Raw genomic sequence first — 15789 nt, forward strand, 5'->3', positions numbered from 1 at the left:
CCAGGTGGCTTTTTCCGGATGAGGCCAGCGGCCAGACTGCGGAGCACCGTCTCACTCATCCACTGGAGAGCTCATGATCCACGTCATCGCCACCCTTCATACCGCTCCGGGTGCCCGCTCGCGGGTACTCCAGGCCCTCGCCGAGGTCACGCCAGAGGTACTGGCCGAGGCGGGCTGCCTGGCCTACCAACCCCTGATAGACCTTGCCACCGATATGGCGGCGCAGACGGTCGACCCAGACAGCATCCTGATGTTCGAGCAATGGCAGAGCGTCGAGCATCTTCAGGCGCACCTGCAGACGTCCCACATGCGGCGTTACCGCGAGCGGGTGGGGGATGACGTCACCGGGGTCACCTTGCGTGTGTTGACCCTGCCCTGATCGTTCAGGCGTCGTGCCGGCTGAAGACCAGGGCCTTGAGCCCGGCGTCCGGGTCGATGTCGGCGAATTCCGGCGGGTTGTCCAGGCGCTGCTCGAAACGCAGCTGCGGCGCCTCGCGGCTCATTTCGTCGATAAGAAAGGCCGGCCCGGTGTCCGGGTCGTTGACGCAGGCCAGCACCTGCCCCTCGTCGGTGAGCAGTTCGGCCAGCCGGCGCAGGATCTTCTGATAATCGCGGGTCAGGGCGAAGCTGCCCTTCTGGAAGCTCGGCGGATCGATGATGATCAGGTCGTAGGGGCCTTCCTTGCGCACCTTGCCCCAGCTCTTGAACAGCTCGTGGCCGAGAAAGCCGACCCGGCTGAGGTCATGGCCATTGAGGCGATGATTGTCACGCCCACGGCTCAGCGCGGCCCGCGCCATGTCCAGATTCACCACGTGCTCGGCGCCACCGGCGATGGCCGCAACCGAAAACCCGCAGGTATAGGCGAAGAGGTTGAGCACACGCTTGCCGGCCGCCTGCTCGCGCACCCAGCGCCGGCCATGGCGCATGTCGAGAAACAGTCCGTTGTTCTGCTTCTGGCCGATGTCCAGCTGGAAGCGCAGGCCGTCTTCGTGAATCACCCAGTGCTCCAACGGCTCGCCGAGCAGGCGTTCGGTGGGGCTGTCCGGCAGGTAGCGATGCTGCAGAAGCAGGGTGTGCGCGCCGCTGGCGGACCAGGCTGGCGCGGCTGCGACCGCCATCAGCATGTCTTTCAGGGCGGCCAGCGCCTCGGGATCGGGCGCCCGGAACAACGCCACCAGCAGCACGCCCTCGAGCCAGTCCACAGTCAGTTGCTCCAGGCCTTCCCAGCGCCGTCCCCGGCCATGGAAAAGGCGGCGTGCTTCGTCGGGGGCGGAGTCGAGTGCGTCGAGCAGCAAGCGGTGCAGGGTGGCGATGGCGGTGGGCGTCATAGAGATCGGTATCCGGAAGGCATGCCAGTTTAAACCTGGTGGTGTGCGAGAGGGCGAGCCGTTGACGGAGGTCAATCACCCGGCGATGGGGTCACGGCCGCTTTACGGACAGTGTCTATACTGCCGGTGCTCCCGTTTGTAACCGGGCGTGTATTCGCAAGAGACCCAGCCTGCCGATGGACATTCTTTACCTGATTTTCCTGCTGCTGTTGGCAGTAGGCGCCAGTCGCATCCTCGCCAATCTCATTCCGTTGCCCCTGCCGATCCTGCAGATAGTGCTTGGCAGCATCCTCGCGATGCCGCCGTTTGGCATGCAGATCGAACTGCATCCGGAAATCTTCATGCTGCTGTTCATTCCGCCGTTGCTGTTCTACGACGGCTGGAAGATCCCCAAGCGCGAGTTCACCGAACACGGCGTGGAAATGACCGCCATGTCGCTGGTGCTGGTGCTGGTACTGCTGGTGGTCGTGGTCGTGGGGTACTTCATCCATTGGCTGTTGCCGGCGATTCCTCTCGGCGCGAGTTTCGCCCTGGCGGCAATCCTCTCGCCCACCGACGCGCTGGCGGTCATCGCCATCGGCCAGGGGCGTCTGCCACGGCACATGGCGCATCAGCTCGAAGGCGAGGCGATGATGAACGACGCCACGGGCCTGGTTTCCTTCAAGTTCGCCCTGGCGGCGGCCATCAGCGGTACTTTTTCGCTGGTCTCGGTGGCCGGCGAATTCCTGATCGTCGCCCTGGGTGGCCTGCTGATCGGCGCCGGCCTGAGCTGGTCGGTGGGCAGGCTCAAGCGCTGGATGACCGCGCGTGGCCTGTTCGACCCCGCAGTGTATGTGGTGATGATTCTGCTGCTGCCGTTCGCCGCGTTCTATCTGGCCGAGCATGCGGGCATGTCCGGCATCCTCTCGGCGGTAGCGGCCGGCATGGTGCAGAGCCGTGTCGACATGCTGCCGGTCAAGACCAGCACGCGGATCCTCAATCGCAGCATCTGGGAAATGCTCGACTTCAGCTTCAACGGCCTGGTGTTCCTGCTGTTGGGCCTGCAGTTCCCGCGCATCGTCGGCCGTGTCTGGGAGGCGTCCAGCCATCAGGCCTACAACATGCCGACGCTGCTGTTCAGTGCCGTGGCGATCATGGCGCTGCTGCTGGCGATGCGCTTCGCCTTCGTTTACGCCTATCACTGGAGCGAAATGCGTGTGCGCCGGTTGCGTGGCGCACCGGTGGAGGAGAAGTCGCTCGGCCTGTTCTCGGCGCTGAGCGCGGTGGCGGGCGTACGGGGCGCCATCACCCTGGCCGGGGTGCTGTCGGTGCCCCTGATGATCGGCGATACGCCTTTCCCCGGGCGCGACCTGATGATCTTCCTCGCCGCGGCGGTGATCATCCTTTCGTTGCTGGTCGGCGCGCTCGGCGTGCCCTTTTTCCTCAAACGGATGCCGAACAACGATTTCGAAGAGCACGAGCGCGAACTGCAGAAGGCCAGGCGCCAGGCGGCGCAGGCGGCGGTTGGCTGGCTGGAGAACTGGCGGCAGGAGAATGCCAGCAGCGACGTCGACCGCTCGGCCTTGCAGAGCGAGGTTGCCGAGCGGGTCATCGAGTCCTACCGGCAGGATCTCGAGGCGCTGATGGACCGGGAAGACATGGCCAACCAGGCGCGGCGGACCCGAGCGTTGGAGATCGAATTGCGTCTGCAGGCGATCGCGGTGCAGCGCAAGGAGCTGCTGCGCATGCGCAAGCGCCATGACATCGACGAGCAGATGCTCCAGGCGCTGATCCGCGACTTGGACTATGACGAGGCAGCGCTACGCTGAAACAGCTGAACCGATTCAGTTGTTACCACATCTTGCGCCGGCTTGGCGCGAGGTGAGTGTTACGGTAACGGATCGCCCAGGGGTTACAGCGAGCCCTTTGCGCGATTTGCCCTAAGCGGTTGAATTTTAAGGGTTTGCTATTTTTGGCACGCCGTATGCTTTCTATCTGGCACAACAAAAATAATAAGCGGCAAAAAATCAAACAAGAACGATACGTATCGACTCTCGCACAATAACGACAAGACGGCAGAGACGAAGCTAACCGATTCTTTTGGAGAGGAAGCGCCAGCGGGCACGACCCGGCGGCCAGTCGAGAATAAAAAACTGCTCGAGCAGCTCGGTGACTGGTGGTAAATGGTGATTCAGCGTCCAAAAGCATCCGTTATCTACTGGGCCTAGATGGCCTCCACCGCTTGGTGGGCAGAAAAACAAGAGCGTTCAAACTCAAGGGAGCTTCGGCTCCCTTGAGTCGTTCTGGCGTCCGAATTCTGGGTGCGTCCCTCAGAACGGTAAATCAACCCAGGCCGGGTACCTCTGACATGCATCCATCCCGTATCCCTCTGCCGTTCTGCTGCAAGCCTTAGCTTGCGAGCAACAATCCTGCATCCCGCCCTACGTCTCTACCGCGAAGTTGCCCGCCCATAGCGCACCCTGTCCCAGGCCGCCTACGCATGTGCTGGGTGCAGACGGACGTCGCCCCGTTGTTCTCGACGCTTTCACACTGGAGCGGGCCGTCAGTGGCGGCTTCGCCGTCGGGCCACCGTCACCGGTGCCATCCTTCGAAAGGATGGCACCGATGAATGGCTTCATCCCTACGACTGAATCACTCGCGCGCCGACCGGAGCGGCGAGAACTCCAGCGTGACCGCTCAGTCACTACTTCGCATCGCAACCGGTGCAGCCCTGTCATGGCAGTAACGGCTCGACGAGGCAGGTGACGCAGTGATTCGTGTCCGTGCCTGCTCTCCTGGCCGCTCACATAACAACAATCTCCAGGAGTTGAGTGCCCATGATCCGCCTACGCCCATCCCCGCTTGCCCAGGTGTTTCCCTTGCTGTTCGTTCTGCTGTGGTTCGGCGTTACCCACGCCACGGCTGCGGACCGTTTGCCGATCGTCTTCGTCCATGGCTCGTCGGGTTCTGCATCGCAGTTCGAAACCCAGGTGATGCGCTTTACCAGCAACGGTTATCGCCAGGAGTTGTTGTTCGTCTATGAATACGACACCAGCGTGCCGTTCACCCAGAACGGCGCACAAGTCGTAGCCGGGCTCGATGCCTTCATCGACGCGGTGCGCTCCCGCACTGGCAGCAGCCAGGTCAACCTGGCCGCGCATTCGCTCGGTACGACCGTTTCGACGACCTACCTGAACGGATTTCCCGGGGGCGCGGCCAAGGTGGCGCGTTACGTCAATATCGACGGCCGCTCGATGCCTGAGCTGCCAGGTGGCGTGCCGACCCTGGGCATCTGGGGCGAGTGGAATTCCGGCGGCCTCTATGCTCGCCAACCCGGACTGACCCAGATAGGCCCCAACCCGCAGGACAACTACCATTTCCCTGAGAAGGGCCACACCGAGGTTACGACGTCCGCCGAAGCGTTCTCGCTGATGTACCGCTTCTTCACCGGCGTCGCGCCGCAGACCACCGATGTCGTGCCGGAGCGACCTTCCCAACTCACCATCGCCGGGCGCGCGGTCATCTTTCCTGAAAACTCGGGTTTCGCTGGCGCCACCCTGCAGCTATGGCGCATCAATGAAAACAGCGGCCAGCGCATCGGCTTGCGGCCCCTGCTGACCCAAACCCTCGATGCCAGCGGCGCCTTCGGTCCTATCCCAGTCAACGGACGAACCCTCTATGAGCTGGCGCTGGTGCGCCCCGACGGCTCGGTTCACCACTTCTACCAGCCGCGTTTCGTCCGCAGTAACCATTTCGTGCGGCTCAACTCCAGTCGCCCAGGTGTCGGGCTCGATGCCGTGGTGCCCAAGAGCCCGAACCACAGCGTGCTGACCCTCACGCGGCAGAAGGAGTTCTGGGGCGACCAGGGCCACCTGAACGATCGACTCGAGATCAACGGTGCCGAGTTGCTTACCGCGCAGGTCAGCCCACGGCGGGGCGTCACCATTGGCGTCTATGCCTATGACGATGGGCTCGACGGGCAGAGCGATCTGGGCAAGGGTGAGTTGTTTCCCTTCAACACCATCACCTTTATCTCTGCCGGAGACCTGTTCATACCGGCCTCTCCCAACGGGCGTGGCGTGGTTCGGCTGAGCCTGCGCAACCGGGGCGGTGCTGAACGTACGCAGCTCAACGTGCCCAACTGGCCCTCGAGCACGGACCGGATTTCCGTGCAGTTCCGCGACTACAGCCAGGCCCATTACGAATACGACGACTACCTGCGCAATCAACTGCTCTGCGAGCTCAAGGAGCGCCTGCCGCGAGCCAAGGTCGAGTGCGACCGCTGACGCGATGAGCCCAAGCCTTGCCCGCCGTGGAACGTCCAACGGCGGGGAGGCATCACAGTCTCATCCACCCCGAGCGAGGCTACCGACATGTCATCTCGACGCACGTTGTTTGCAGCAATCAGCCTGTCCGCGTTCTGCCTCACGGCCCAGGCCGCCGAGCTGACCCCCGAAGCCTTGCTCGAACAGGCCCAGGCCGAGCAGCAAGCCTACCTGGACACCGTGCAGACGCTGGTTGCCGTGGATTCAGGCACCGGCCAGCAGGAAGGCATCGCCCAGGTGGGCGGGATGCTGGTCGAGCGCCTGGAGGCCCTCGGCGCCGAGGTACAGACCTCGCCGGCGACGCCGTCGGTTGGTGACAACATTGTCGGGACGATCAAAGGCAAAGGCACCGCCCGGTTTCTCTTGATGGTCCATTACGACACCGTCTTCGCGCCTGGCACCGCTGCCAAGCGCCCGTTCAAGGTCGAGGGCGAGCGCGCCTATGGCCCGGGCGTCGCGGATGCGAAGGGCGGCATCGCGATGATCCTGCACAGCCTCGAACTGCTGAAGGCACAGGGCTTCGACGACTTCGGCAGCGTTACCGTGCTGTTCAATCCGGACGAAGAAATGGGCTCGGCGGGCTCCAAGGACAAGATCGCGGAGCTTGCGCGCCAGCACGACTACGTCTTCTCCTACGAGCCGCCGGACCGCGACGCTGTGACGACCGCGACCAATGGCATCAACGGTGTGCTGCTCGAGGTAAAAGGGCGCTCGTCACACGCCGGCTCGGCGCCGGAGGAGGGCCGTAACGCGGTGATGGAGCTTGCGCATCAGCTGGTGCAACTCAAGGACTTGGGTGATCCGGCCAAGGGCACCACCGTGAACTGGACGATGATCAAGGGCGGCGAGAAGCGCAACATCATCCCTGACAGCGCCTCCGCCGAGGCGGACATGCGCTACTCGGACATCACCGAGTACGACCGTGTGCTCGCCGACGGCAAGAAGATCGTGCAGACGCGTCTGATCGATGACACCGAGGTGGACTTCCGTATCGAAAAAGGCCGCCCGCCGCTGGCTGACAACCCGGGCTCGAATGCCCTCGCCAAAACGGCCCAGGCGCTGTACGGGCGGATCGGCAAAACCATCGAGCCCATCGCGATGCGCTTTGGCACCGATGCCGGCTACGCCTTCGTGCCAGGCAGCGACAAGCCGGCGGTGCTTGAAACCATGGGCGTGGTCGGTGCGGGCCTGCATTCCGAAGACGAGTACCTGGAACTGTCCAGCATCGCCCCGCGCCTGTATCTGACGGTGGCGATGATCCGTGACCTCTCGGCGGGGCAGGGGACGCCTTGATAGTCGTCCGGCGTCGATCAAGGCCTGATGCGCAGGATGTCGCGGTTCACCGCAGCCATATCCGTCTTGCCGCAGAACGCCATGGAAAGGTCGAGTTCGTCCTTGATGATGCTCAGCGCCTTGGTCACGCCGGCTTCTCCGAGGGCGCCCAATCCATACAGCATCGCGCGTCCGATGTAGGTGCCCTTGGCCCCGAGCGCGACGGCCTTGAGTACATCCTGGCCCGAGCGAATGCCGCTGTCGAAATGGACTTCCGTATGCCTACCAACGGCATCCACGACCTCCGGCAAGGTCGCGATCGACGACGATGCACCGTCCAGCTGCCGCCCGCCATGGTTGGACACGACAATGGCGTCGGCACCGTATTCCACGGCGAGTCGAGCATCCTCGGGATGCTGGATGCCCTTGACGATCAGCCGCCCGCCCCAGCGCTTGCGGATCCACTCCAGATCCTGCCAGGAGAGGGTCGGATCGAACTGTTCCCGCGTCCATTCCACCAGCGACTGTATGTTGTCGACGCAATGCGCGTGGCCGACGATGTTGCCGAACTGGCGGTGCCGTGTACCCAGCATGTCCAGGCACCAGCGCGGCTTGCTCAGCATGTTCGCGATGTTTCGGAGTGTCGGCCTGGGCGGCATGGACAGGCCATTCTTCTTGTCCTTGTGCCGTTGACCGAAGACCTGCAGGTCCATCGTCACGACCAGTGCGGAACAGTTGGCCGCCTGGGCCCGGTCGATGAGGCTCTCGACGAAAGTGCGATCGCGCATGACGTAGAGCTGAAACCAGAACGGATGCCGCCCGGTCGCCTCGGCCACCGCCTCGATCGAGCAGATGCTCATGGTGGACAAAGTGAAGGGTATTCCGAAGTCCTTCGCCGCCCGTGCCGCCAGGATCTCTCCATCGGCATGCTGCATGCCGGTCAGGCCCGTGGGCGCAATGGCCACCGGCATGCTGACGTGTTGGCCCACCATGGTCGTGGCGGTGCTTCGATGGGTGATGTCGCAGGCCACGCGTTGGCGAAATTCGATGCGCTGCAGATCCGACTCGTTGGCCCGATAGGTATATTCAGTCCATGAGCCGCCATCCACATAGTCGTAGAACATGCGCGGCACTCTTTTTCTCGCCAGACGGCGCAGATCTTCGATGCATGTTATTTCGGCCATGGAATGCCTGCGGTAAATCGGAATGAAACTGCCAAACTAACGAAGTTCGGCAGTGCAAGGATATTGACTCAGAAGAGTTGGCTCTGGCAGTTCAAGACTTGTCGTATGCCATATACGCGTTCTGCAAGGCGATATGATCGGCAATGTATTTCGCATCATGCCAAACGCCATAGATGAACGACGAGGCGCGGTTTACCAAGTTCGGCAGGCCGACAAAGTAAACGCCACTTTCGGCGGAGATGCCGCGCTTGTGGAACGGCATGCCTTTATCGTCGAAGGCATTGACCTTCATCCAGCTGAAGTCGAACTTGAATCCTGTGGCCCAGAGAATTGTGGTGATACCAGCTTTTTCCAGATCCAGTTCGAGGATCGGATCCTTTATGCAGCCGGGATCGGGTAGCAGCTCCCAGGCTTGCGGCTCGGGCGGGAACGGCAGTCCGTTCTGCTCGATGTAGACATCGGCCTCACGCAGCACGTCGAAGTAGGCCTGGTCGCCATCGGCGATATTCTTCGCCAGCCCTTCTTCGAATTCGACGACGCCGTCTTTCCAAGATTTGGTCAGGCCCACCAACGTGATACCCGAATGCGCCAGGCGTCGGAAGTCGACGGTCTTGCCGCCTTCGTAGCCGCTGACGGCGAAGGCGACGTGCTCTTTCTTGGGCCTGATCTTGACCTCGTCCCACAGGCCGAGGGCGCCCAGCCACCAGCAGTAGTCACGACCGCGATACGAGCGCGGCGGACGATAATGCTCACCGACCGAGAGGTAGACGCGCTTTCCCGCCCGCTGCAATTCCTCGGCGATCTGGGAGCCCGAGGCGCCAGCGCCCACGACCAGCACGCCGCCCTCTGCCAGTTGGCCGGGGTTCTTGTAGGCCGAGGAATGCAGCTGCCGGACCCCGGCGTTCTCGGGAACGATCTTCGGATAGGTCGGCTTCTGGAAGGGGCCGGTTGCCGCAACAACGTTGGCGGCTTCCAGCACGCCTTGCGACGTCGTGACCTTGAAGCCCGGCCGTCCTGGGAGGCGCTCCACCTGGAGGACTTCGACCCCCGTACGGATGGGTGCCTTCAGCATCGCGGCGTAGTCCTCGAAGTACTGCGCCATGCGCTCTTTCGGCGGAAAAGCCTCGGGGGAGATGTTGTCGAATTTCAACGCCGGGAAACGGTCATGCCAGGCGGGGCCATTGGCAACCAGGGAATCCCATCGTTCCGAGCGCCAGCGTTCGGCGATTCGGCTTCGCTCCAGGACAACGTGGGGTACGCCCATCAGTGAGAGGTGTTCACTCATGGCAATTCCCGCCTGGCCAGCACCGACCACCAAAGTGTTGATTTTTTCAACTGACATTTGAGTTTCCTAAAGGGAGCCGACCCTGTTTTGTTGTGTCGGCGCCGAGCGCCAACAGTAAGTCGAAGAAGCACAGGTGCCCTGGGAACAACTTCTTCGACCGTTGGAAGTCTGATCAAACCGAACTCTTTTGAGAATCACGCTTTTTGAACTCAGCGCTTAGGAAAAAACAAAGCGAAGTTCTGCAATGGCAAAGCGGAAGTTTCATCCGTAGTTATCGGGTGCAGGCCGTTGAAACGGCCCGACTCTTGAGCTGCCTTAGTTATCGGAATCGATGAAGCGGTTATGCGAGAAACATCGAGGCGAGGCGCTCGAGCATGGCGTCGCAGGCATCGAGCTGCGAAACGCTGACGAACTCATCGGGTTTATGGCCCTGGTTCATGCTGCCCGGCCCGCATATCACCGTCGGGATACCGATGGCGTCGAACAACCCGCCTTCGGTACCGAAGGCAACCGTGGTGAAGTCGGTGGAACCGCAGATCTGCGCGATCAGCTGCGCGGCCTCGCTCTGGGCGTCCGTCGCGAGCCCGGGGTAGGCGGAGAGTCGCGAAAAACGAATATCGCTGTGGGCGTCCACCGCACGCATCTTCGGCAGCAGGTCTCGCTGCGCATATCGTTCCAGCTGCTGCGCAACCTCGGCTGGGTCCGTCGCCGGAAGGGCCCGGACCTCGAAGTCGAAGCGACAGTCGGCCGGGACGATGTTCAGCGCCTTGCCACCGCTGATGACGCCGGTTTGCACCGTCGTGAAGGGTGGGTCGAACCGGGGGTCGCACCGATCGGGTGCGCGTAATACCTGGCCAATACGGCCGAGTTCGCCGATCAGGTCGGCGGCGTATTCGATGGCGTTGACGCCCTGCGGGGCGTACGCGGAATGACAGGCCGCGCCATGAACGTCGCAGCGCATGGCGAGCTTGCCCTTGTGGCCCAGCACCGGCTGCAGCTGCGTGGGTTCGCCGATGATGCAAAGCCTTGGTTTGTTAGCCCGTCCTTCGAGGCGCGAGATGAGATCGCGCACGCCCAGGCAGCCGACTTCCTCGTCGTAGGACAGGGCGATATGAATGGGCAGGCGCAGCGGTCTGGCCAGAAAGCCGGGGACGGCCGCCAATACGCAGGCGATGTAGCCCTTCATGTCAGCGGTCCCGCGACCGTAGAGCTTGCCGTCTTTCTCGCTCAGTTCGAACGGCGGGACGGTCCATGGCTGACCGTCCACGGGCACGACATCGGTATGGCCGGAGAGCACGATGCCGGGAACGTCGTCCGGCCCGAGGGTGGCGAACAGGTTGGCCTTGCTCCGCTCCTCGTTGAAGATCAGCTCACAGGGCACGTTCAGCCGGGCGAGGTAGTCGCGCACGAACGTGATCAGCTGCAGGTTGGACTCGCGGCTGGTGGTGTCGAACGCAACGAGGGCGCACAGCAACTCTTTGCTGGTCATCATTCGTCCCCTGGCACGCCGTAGCGAGGCGCCTGGGTAGGGTCGAGGGCTCGGGTGATGTAGTCCTGCATCTGCGGCCGGTAGTCGTTCCACAACTGCGCCAGCGTCCCGATCGGGTCTTCGTCTGCCCAGTCCACCCGAAGATTGACGATGGGCCAGGCCTGCTCGCCCACCACGACCAGCGCGGCCGAATGCACCGGTCCCGCTTCGCCGCCGGCCGCCATTGCGGCCTGCATGGCGGCGATCAGTCGGTCGGCCAATTGGCCTTCGGCAGACTCGAAGGCACGTACCAGCGCGACGATGACGCTTTCGTCCGCCAGCATGTTGCCGGCGCCTACGCATTGCTCCCCGATGACGGCGTTATGACGCCCCAGCGTTTCGCTGCCGCTGAAGTGCGCCGCGTTGCCGAAGCGATCGATCACGGTGAGCTGGCGGTACTGACTGTAGGGGTCGCTAGCCAGTGCAAGGTCGCGTGCGTCTTCGGGTGTTGCCCCTAGTACGAGCTGATCGAGCACGCGATTACCCAGCGCGGGGAGCGTGACGTTTTGTGTCGAGACGGCCCCGATACCGGGGCGTACCCACGGGCAACGGGCTCCGACTGCGATACTGGATGAGCTGATCGCGATGCCCATTTGGCCCGTTTTGGCGCAACGGCCGGTGATGGAAAATGTCATGTCGGTGTCGCTCCTCTCAGGTCTGGGCGTAACGATCGGAACCGGTTTTCCACAGGGGCATCGACCGGCGCCTTCGGGCAAGCCCGGTCCGATCGCCGTGTGTTTGGTTCCCGGCTCACCGCGGCGCCTCGACATTGAGTACTCGCCCGAGCCCGAGAAACCGGTTCGCCAGCGTCAGCAGGGAGGCGGTCGTGACGATGTAGATCACCGACAGCGCCGCCAGGGTTGGGTCCGCGAACTCGCGGACATAGTTGTACATGGCCACCGGCAGCGTCTGGGTCGCCTGCGTGGTCACAAACAACGACGCGGTGAACTCGTTGAACGACAGGATCGCGGCGAACAGCCAGCCGCCGAACAGGCCGGGAATCATCAGCGGTACGGTGATGGTCCAGACCACCCGCAAGGGCGAGGCGCCGAGGCTGGCGGCGGCCTGCTCGATCCGCTGTTCCAGGTTGTGCAGCGATACATAGAGGCTGCGCAGTACGAAGGGCAGGACCAGCACGACGTGGCAGAAGACCACCAGCGCATAGCCGCGGCTGAGGTTCAGTTGCGCCGTCAGCATCAACAGGCCGAGGCCGATGGTGAAGTGGGGGATGAACAGCGGTGACAGCAGCACGCCCTCGAGTACGGGTTTGAAACGGAACTCGTAGCGGTTGATGGCGATGGCCAGGGTGGTGCCGATCACCACGGCCAGGGTCGATGCCCAGCCCGTGACGATGAGCCCCGCATAGAAGCCATTGCGAAAATCCGGGTAGCTGACGGCCCGTTCGAACCAGCGCAGCGACCAGCCCTTGGGCGGGAAGAACAGCACCGAGGTGCTGCTGAACGAGGAGATGAACACCACCACCGTCGGCAGCAGCACGAACATCAGGATCAGTGCGACCAGCAGACGCCCGGCGTATCCCAGCCATTTGTCGCGATTTGAACGGGTCATCTCAATGCCCTCCCACGTGTTGCAGTGAGCGGCTCATGCGCTTCAGCGCGGCCAGCAGCAGCAACGTCAGTACCAGACCGGCGACGCTCAAGGCCGCCGCGAAGGGGAAGTTCAGCGATGAGAATCCCAACTGATAAACGAGTGTGGCCACCGTACTTACCCGTCCACCGCCAATCAGTTGCGGTGTGGCGAACGCGCTGAAGGTCCAGGCGAAGGCCGTAGTAGTGCTCGCCACGATGCCCGGCAGCGACAACGGCAGCGTCACCGTCAAAAAGGCGCGGATCGGCCCGGCACCGAGACTGGTGGCGGCCTTCTCGTAAGCGGTGTCGATGTGTGAGAGCCCGGTGGCGAGCATCAGCACCATGATGGGCATCGTCACATGGACCAAGGCCAGCACGACCCCGGTATTGGTGAACATCAGCTGCAGCGGCTTATCGATCACCCCCATCGCCAGGAGCAGGCTGTTGAGGAAGCCACTGTTGCCCAGCACGATGATCCACGAGTAGGTGCGTACGACTTCGCCAAGAAACAGCGGGGTAATGGCAATGATCAGAATGCAGGACTTCAGCCATGGGGTCCGCGTGCGTACCAGCGCGTAGGCCAGGGGATAGCTGAGCAGCAGGCCGAACAGCGCCGTCTTGAAACTCAGCCATACCGTGTTGATGAAGGCGTCGGCGTAGAGGCTCTTGAGCATGCCCTGGAAGTTGTCGAGGGTGAAGCCACCCACCTCCAGCGAACCGGGAATGTAGGCGCGCACGCTGTACTGCAGCACGGTCAGCATGGCGATCGTCAAACCCAGAGCCGTGAGTACCGAAGGCAGCACGAACCATGGGACAAACGCAGGATTACGGGTCATGGGTGTTTCCGTTGAAGGCGGACGCAGGCGTTAGCCACAGCAGATGACTCAGCGAAGCGGGCGCGAAGGGTGCTCGCGCCCGCGCGGCGATCAATGCGCCATGATGTTTTCCGAGAACCACTTGCGCCATTCGGCGGTTTTTTCAGCGCGCAGCTTGGGATCGATGTTCAACGTGGCGTCCCACTGAGCCTCGGTGGTCAGCATTCCAGGAAGCTTGGCAATCTCTGGATCGATCTCGGCATTGTTGACGACGGGGCTGCCGCGGTTGATCTCGGCGATCTTCGCTTGTACCTCAGGCGACAAGGCGATGTTCATGAAGGTGTAGGCGAGGTCGGCCTGCTTGCTGCCCTTGTTGATGCCCATCGCATCGACGCCCAGCACGGCACCTTCTTTAGGTATGGCGAGTGTGATGTCCACGCCTTCTTCGATCATGTGGTAGGCGTTCATCGACAGCAGCACCTGCACGGGCGTCTCGCCGGTGGCGATGAGCTGTTGGCTGTTGGCATCGTTGGTGTAGTACGACTTGATGCTGGGGATGAGGGCCTTGAGCTTGTCCTGGCCCTTTTCCCAGCTACCTGCATCAGCGCCGGACAGCTGGGCCGAGACGGCAATGATGTGGCTGGGGTCGAAGTCCGGCAGCGCCAGGCTGGCGTTCAGTTCAGGCTTCCAGAGATCGTTCCAGCTTTCGAAGGTCTCGCCGGCCGGCACCAGATCCGGACGGTAGCCGATCGTGTAGACATAGCCCCATACCCCGATGTGACTTGGGCTCAGCTGCGCCTGGTGGACGAGGTTCTTGGCGTTGGGGATCTTGCTCATGTCGAGCGTTTCGAACAGGCCGTCAGTGGTGTACAGCCAGCCGACGTGAGAAGTGGTGAAGGTGATATCCGTCTCGGCGGTACCGGCCAGCTTCGCCTTGTTCAGGCGATCAATGGTGCCGCCCGTGACGTACTCGACCTCGACGCCGGTCTGCTTGGTAAATTCGGTGCCGATGGCTTCGTCGATCAGATCGCGGAAGCTTCCGCCCCAGGTACTGACAATCAACTTGTCAGCAGCACTGGCGTTTGCTGCGGCCAGCAGGCTGGCACTCAACACGGTCAAGGCAAGGGCTTTGCGCATCATCATTCTGCTCCTGGTAGGGGTCGAGCGTTTTAGCGTTACGGGAAAGTCGCGATGCGGTCTGATTTTCGTTCGAATCAGTGGGCGTTCGCGCCGCCCCTTAATGGGGCAAAGGCAGGCCTAACGTGATGGGGACAATCATGGCGGGGGGCAGTGATTGCGGTAAAACAACCTTTACCGTGCCGTTGCATAGGAATTTCCGATGCAGGCCCAAGGGCGCGATCTGACAAGCTTTACAGCCACCCGCGAGCCCGCCTTGACCGTCTGTAGCCGGCGCTGGCGCATGGCTGCGGGCACGGACCTTGCGTCCCGAATGGCAAGACTCAAAGCGCTTACGTTCAGTCAGCGAGCCCATCTTCAGAGAGCCATCAATGCTTAGTCGAATCACACAGCGGCAGCTGGAATACTTCGTCGCTTCAGGCGAGGCCGGCAGCCTTCTCGGGGCGTCGGAGCGCCTGCACGTGTCGTCGCCATCGATCTCGGCGGCCATCAGCCACATCGAATCCGAACTGGGCGTGCAATTGTTCGTCCGCCACCATGCTCAAGGCGTGTCGCTGACGGCGATTGGCCGTCAGGTGATGACCGAGGCCAAGCTGATCCTTGATCAGATGAGCAATCTCTACACGATCGCCTCCGAGTCGCTGAACACCATCCGCGGGCCGCTGCGGGTGGGCTGCCTGGAGTCGCTGGCGCCCATGATTACGCCTGAACTGGTATTCGGCTTCGGGCGCGCGTTTCCGGGCGTTCGGATCAGCCAGTTCGAGGGCAATCACGAGCAGTTGCTGGGCAAACTGCGCGGTGCCGACATCGACATCGCCCTGACCTATGATCTGGCGACCAGCGACGACATCGACTTCCATTCACTGGCGCAGTTGCCGCCCTACGTGATGGTCGGCGAGCACCACCCGCTGGCGGACCTGCCGGCGGTGACGCTGGACGATCTTGAAACCCATCCGATGGTCCTGCTGGACATCCCCTGGAGCCGCGAATACTTCCTCAGCCTGTTCATGCCGGCGGGCGTTACGCCGAACATCGTGATGCGCTCGAGCAACCTCGAAGTGGTTCGGGCGATGGTCGCCAACGGCGTCGGCTACAGCATCGCCAACGTCCGCCCCAAGGCCAATCTGTCCCAGGACGGCAAACGCCTGATCCGTGTGCGCCTGGCAGGCGAACACCGGCCGATGCGATTGGGCTATGCGGTGGCCCGTAACGCCCAGCTCTCGCGTGTCGTCAGCGCTTTTGCCGAGCGCTGCCGGATGTTCGTGTCCGACCAGTACATTCCCGGCATGGCCGCACCGAGCTTCTTCGATCCGCACTCGGTACGCATGCTCAAGGGCGTGAGCTGAC

At 62.5% G+C, this 15789-nt stretch carries 13 protein-coding genes; 5 read left to right on the forward strand and 8 right to left on the reverse strand.

What is annotated here, in order from left to right:
- The first annotated feature begins 73 nt into the window (after positions 1 to 73).
- Positions 74 to 379, forward strand: coding sequence for a putative quinol monooxygenase (locus tag G7026_RS05980; protein WP_181069853.1), 306 nt, complete (start codon positions 74 to 76; stop codon positions 377 to 379).
- Between the two features lie 4 nt (positions 380 to 383).
- On the opposite strand, the gene G7026_RS05985 is transcribed toward G7026_RS05980, so the two are convergent.
- The gene (locus G7026_RS05985) at positions 384 to 1328 is read right to left on the reverse strand and encodes a class I SAM-dependent methyltransferase (RefSeq protein ID WP_181069854.1); all 945 of its coding nucleotides are present in this window, start codon (positions 1326 to 1328) and stop codon (positions 384 to 386) included.
- Between the two features lie 176 nt (positions 1329 to 1504).
- Between G7026_RS05985 and G7026_RS05990 the strand changes: the two genes are divergently transcribed.
- From G7026_RS05990 to G7026_RS06000, 3 genes are all read left to right on the forward strand, one after another.
- Positions 1505 to 3136 (forward strand): Na+/H+ antiporter, encoded by a 1632-nt coding sequence (locus G7026_RS05990; protein WP_181069855.1) that lies wholly within the window; start codon positions 1505 to 1507, stop codon positions 3134 to 3136.
- Positions 3137 to 4144: 1008 nt separating this feature from the next.
- Complete coding sequence (locus G7026_RS05995) at positions 4145 to 5593, forward strand: alpha/beta hydrolase (protein ID WP_181069856.1); 1449 nt, start codon at positions 4145 to 4147, stop codon at positions 5591 to 5593.
- Between the two features lie 87 nt (positions 5594 to 5680).
- A complete protein-coding gene (locus tag G7026_RS06000) occupies positions 5681 to 6925 on the forward strand; it encodes a M20/M25/M40 family metallo-hydrolase (protein ID WP_181069857.1) in 1245 nt (414 codons plus the stop codon).
- Between the two features lie 17 nt (positions 6926 to 6942).
- Here the strand turns inward: G7026_RS06000 and G7026_RS06005 are convergent, their stop codons facing one another.
- From G7026_RS06005 to G7026_RS06035, 7 genes are all read right to left on the reverse strand, one after another.
- Positions 6943 to 8088, reverse strand: a complete 1146-nt coding sequence (locus G7026_RS06005) for an alpha-hydroxy acid oxidase (RefSeq protein ID WP_181069858.1) — start codon at positions 8086 to 8088, stop codon at positions 6943 to 6945.
- A gap of 91 nt (positions 8089 to 8179) precedes the next feature.
- Positions 8180 to 9430: a flavin-containing monooxygenase gene (locus tag G7026_RS06010; RefSeq protein WP_181069859.1), complete on the reverse strand. Its 1251-nt coding sequence runs from the start codon at positions 9428 to 9430 to the stop codon at positions 8180 to 8182.
- 283 nt (positions 9431 to 9713) lie between these two features.
- On the reverse strand, positions 9714 to 10865 hold the full coding sequence (gene argE, locus G7026_RS06015) for an acetylornithine deacetylase (protein WP_181069860.1): 1152 nt from the start codon (positions 10863 to 10865) through the stop codon (positions 9714 to 9716).
- The gene (locus G7026_RS06020) at positions 10862 to 11536 is read right to left on the reverse strand and encodes a DUF1028 domain-containing protein (RefSeq protein ID WP_181069861.1); all 675 of its coding nucleotides are present in this window, start codon (positions 11534 to 11536) and stop codon (positions 10862 to 10864) included. The genes argE and G7026_RS06020 overlap by 4 nt, the downstream gene beginning before the upstream one ends.
- A gap of 115 nt (positions 11537 to 11651) precedes the next feature.
- On the reverse strand, positions 11652 to 12470 hold the full coding sequence (locus G7026_RS06025; RefSeq protein WP_181069862.1) for an ABC transporter permease: 819 nt from the start codon (positions 12468 to 12470) through the stop codon (positions 11652 to 11654).
- 1 nt (position 12471) lies between these two features.
- Positions 12472 to 13326 carry an ABC transporter permease gene (locus tag G7026_RS06030; RefSeq protein ID WP_181069863.1) on the reverse strand — a complete coding sequence of 285 codons (855 nt, stop codon included), beginning with the start codon at positions 13324 to 13326 and terminating at the stop codon, positions 12472 to 12474.
- A gap of 90 nt (positions 13327 to 13416) precedes the next feature.
- On the reverse strand, positions 13417 to 14445 hold the full coding sequence (locus G7026_RS06035) for a polyamine ABC transporter substrate-binding protein (protein WP_181069864.1): 1029 nt from the start codon (positions 14443 to 14445) through the stop codon (positions 13417 to 13419).
- A 368-nt stretch (positions 14446 to 14813) separates the two neighbouring features.
- Here G7026_RS06035 and G7026_RS06040 point away from each other — a divergent pair, with 368 nt between their 5' ends.
- Positions 14814 to 15788, forward strand: coding sequence for a LysR substrate-binding domain-containing protein (locus tag G7026_RS06040; protein WP_181069865.1), 975 nt, complete (start codon positions 14814 to 14816; stop codon positions 15786 to 15788).
- The last annotated feature ends 1 nt before the right edge of the window (position 15789 follow it).

It is taken from the genome of Stutzerimonas azotifigens (genome assembly GCF_013522725.1).
GTDB lineage: Bacteria > Pseudomonadota > Gammaproteobacteria > Pseudomonadales > Pseudomonadaceae > Stutzerimonas > Stutzerimonas azotifigens_A.

Bases quoted from the DNA above. Each gene is read 5' to 3' on its own strand.
- G7026_RS05980 (WP_181069853.1), top strand. From the start codon at position 74: ATGATCCACGTCATCGCCACCCTTCATACCGCTCCGGGTGCCCGCTCG.
- G7026_RS05985 (WP_181069854.1), bottom strand. From the start codon at position 1,328: ATGACGCCCACCGCCATCGCCACCCTGCACCGCTTGCTGCTCGACGCA.
- G7026_RS05990 (WP_181069855.1), top strand. From the start codon at position 1,505: ATGGACATTCTTTACCTGATTTTCCTGCTGCTGTTGGCAGTAGGCGCC.
- G7026_RS05995 (WP_181069856.1), top strand. From the start codon at position 4,145: ATGATCCGCCTACGCCCATCCCCGCTTGCCCAGGTGTTTCCCTTGCTG.
- G7026_RS06000 (WP_181069857.1), top strand. From the start codon at position 5,681: ATGTCATCTCGACGCACGTTGTTTGCAGCAATCAGCCTGTCCGCGTTC.
- G7026_RS06005 (WP_181069858.1), bottom strand. From the start codon at position 8,088: ATGGCCGAAATAACATGCATCGAAGATCTGCGCCGTCTGGCGAGAAAA.
- G7026_RS06010 (WP_181069859.1), bottom strand. From the start codon at position 9,430: ATGTCAGTTGAAAAAATCAACACTTTGGTGGTCGGTGCTGGCCAGGCG.
- argE (WP_181069860.1), bottom strand. From the start codon at position 10,865: ATGATGACCAGCAAAGAGTTGCTGTGCGCCCTCGTTGCGTTCGACACC.
- G7026_RS06020 (WP_181069861.1), bottom strand. From the start codon at position 11,536: ATGACATTTTCCATCACCGGCCGTTGCGCCAAAACGGGCCAAATGGGC.
- G7026_RS06025 (WP_181069862.1), bottom strand. From the start codon at position 12,470: ATGACCCGTTCAAATCGCGACAAATGGCTGGGATACGCCGGGCGTCTG.
- G7026_RS06030 (WP_181069863.1), bottom strand. From the start codon at position 13,326: ATGACCCGTAATCCTGCGTTTGTCCCATGGTTCGTGCTGCCTTCGGTA.
- G7026_RS06035 (WP_181069864.1), bottom strand. From the start codon at position 14,445: ATGATGCGCAAAGCCCTTGCCTTGACCGTGTTGAGTGCCAGCCTGCTG.
- G7026_RS06040 (WP_181069865.1), top strand. From the start codon at position 14,814: ATGCTTAGTCGAATCACACAGCGGCAGCTGGAATACTTCGTCGCTTCA.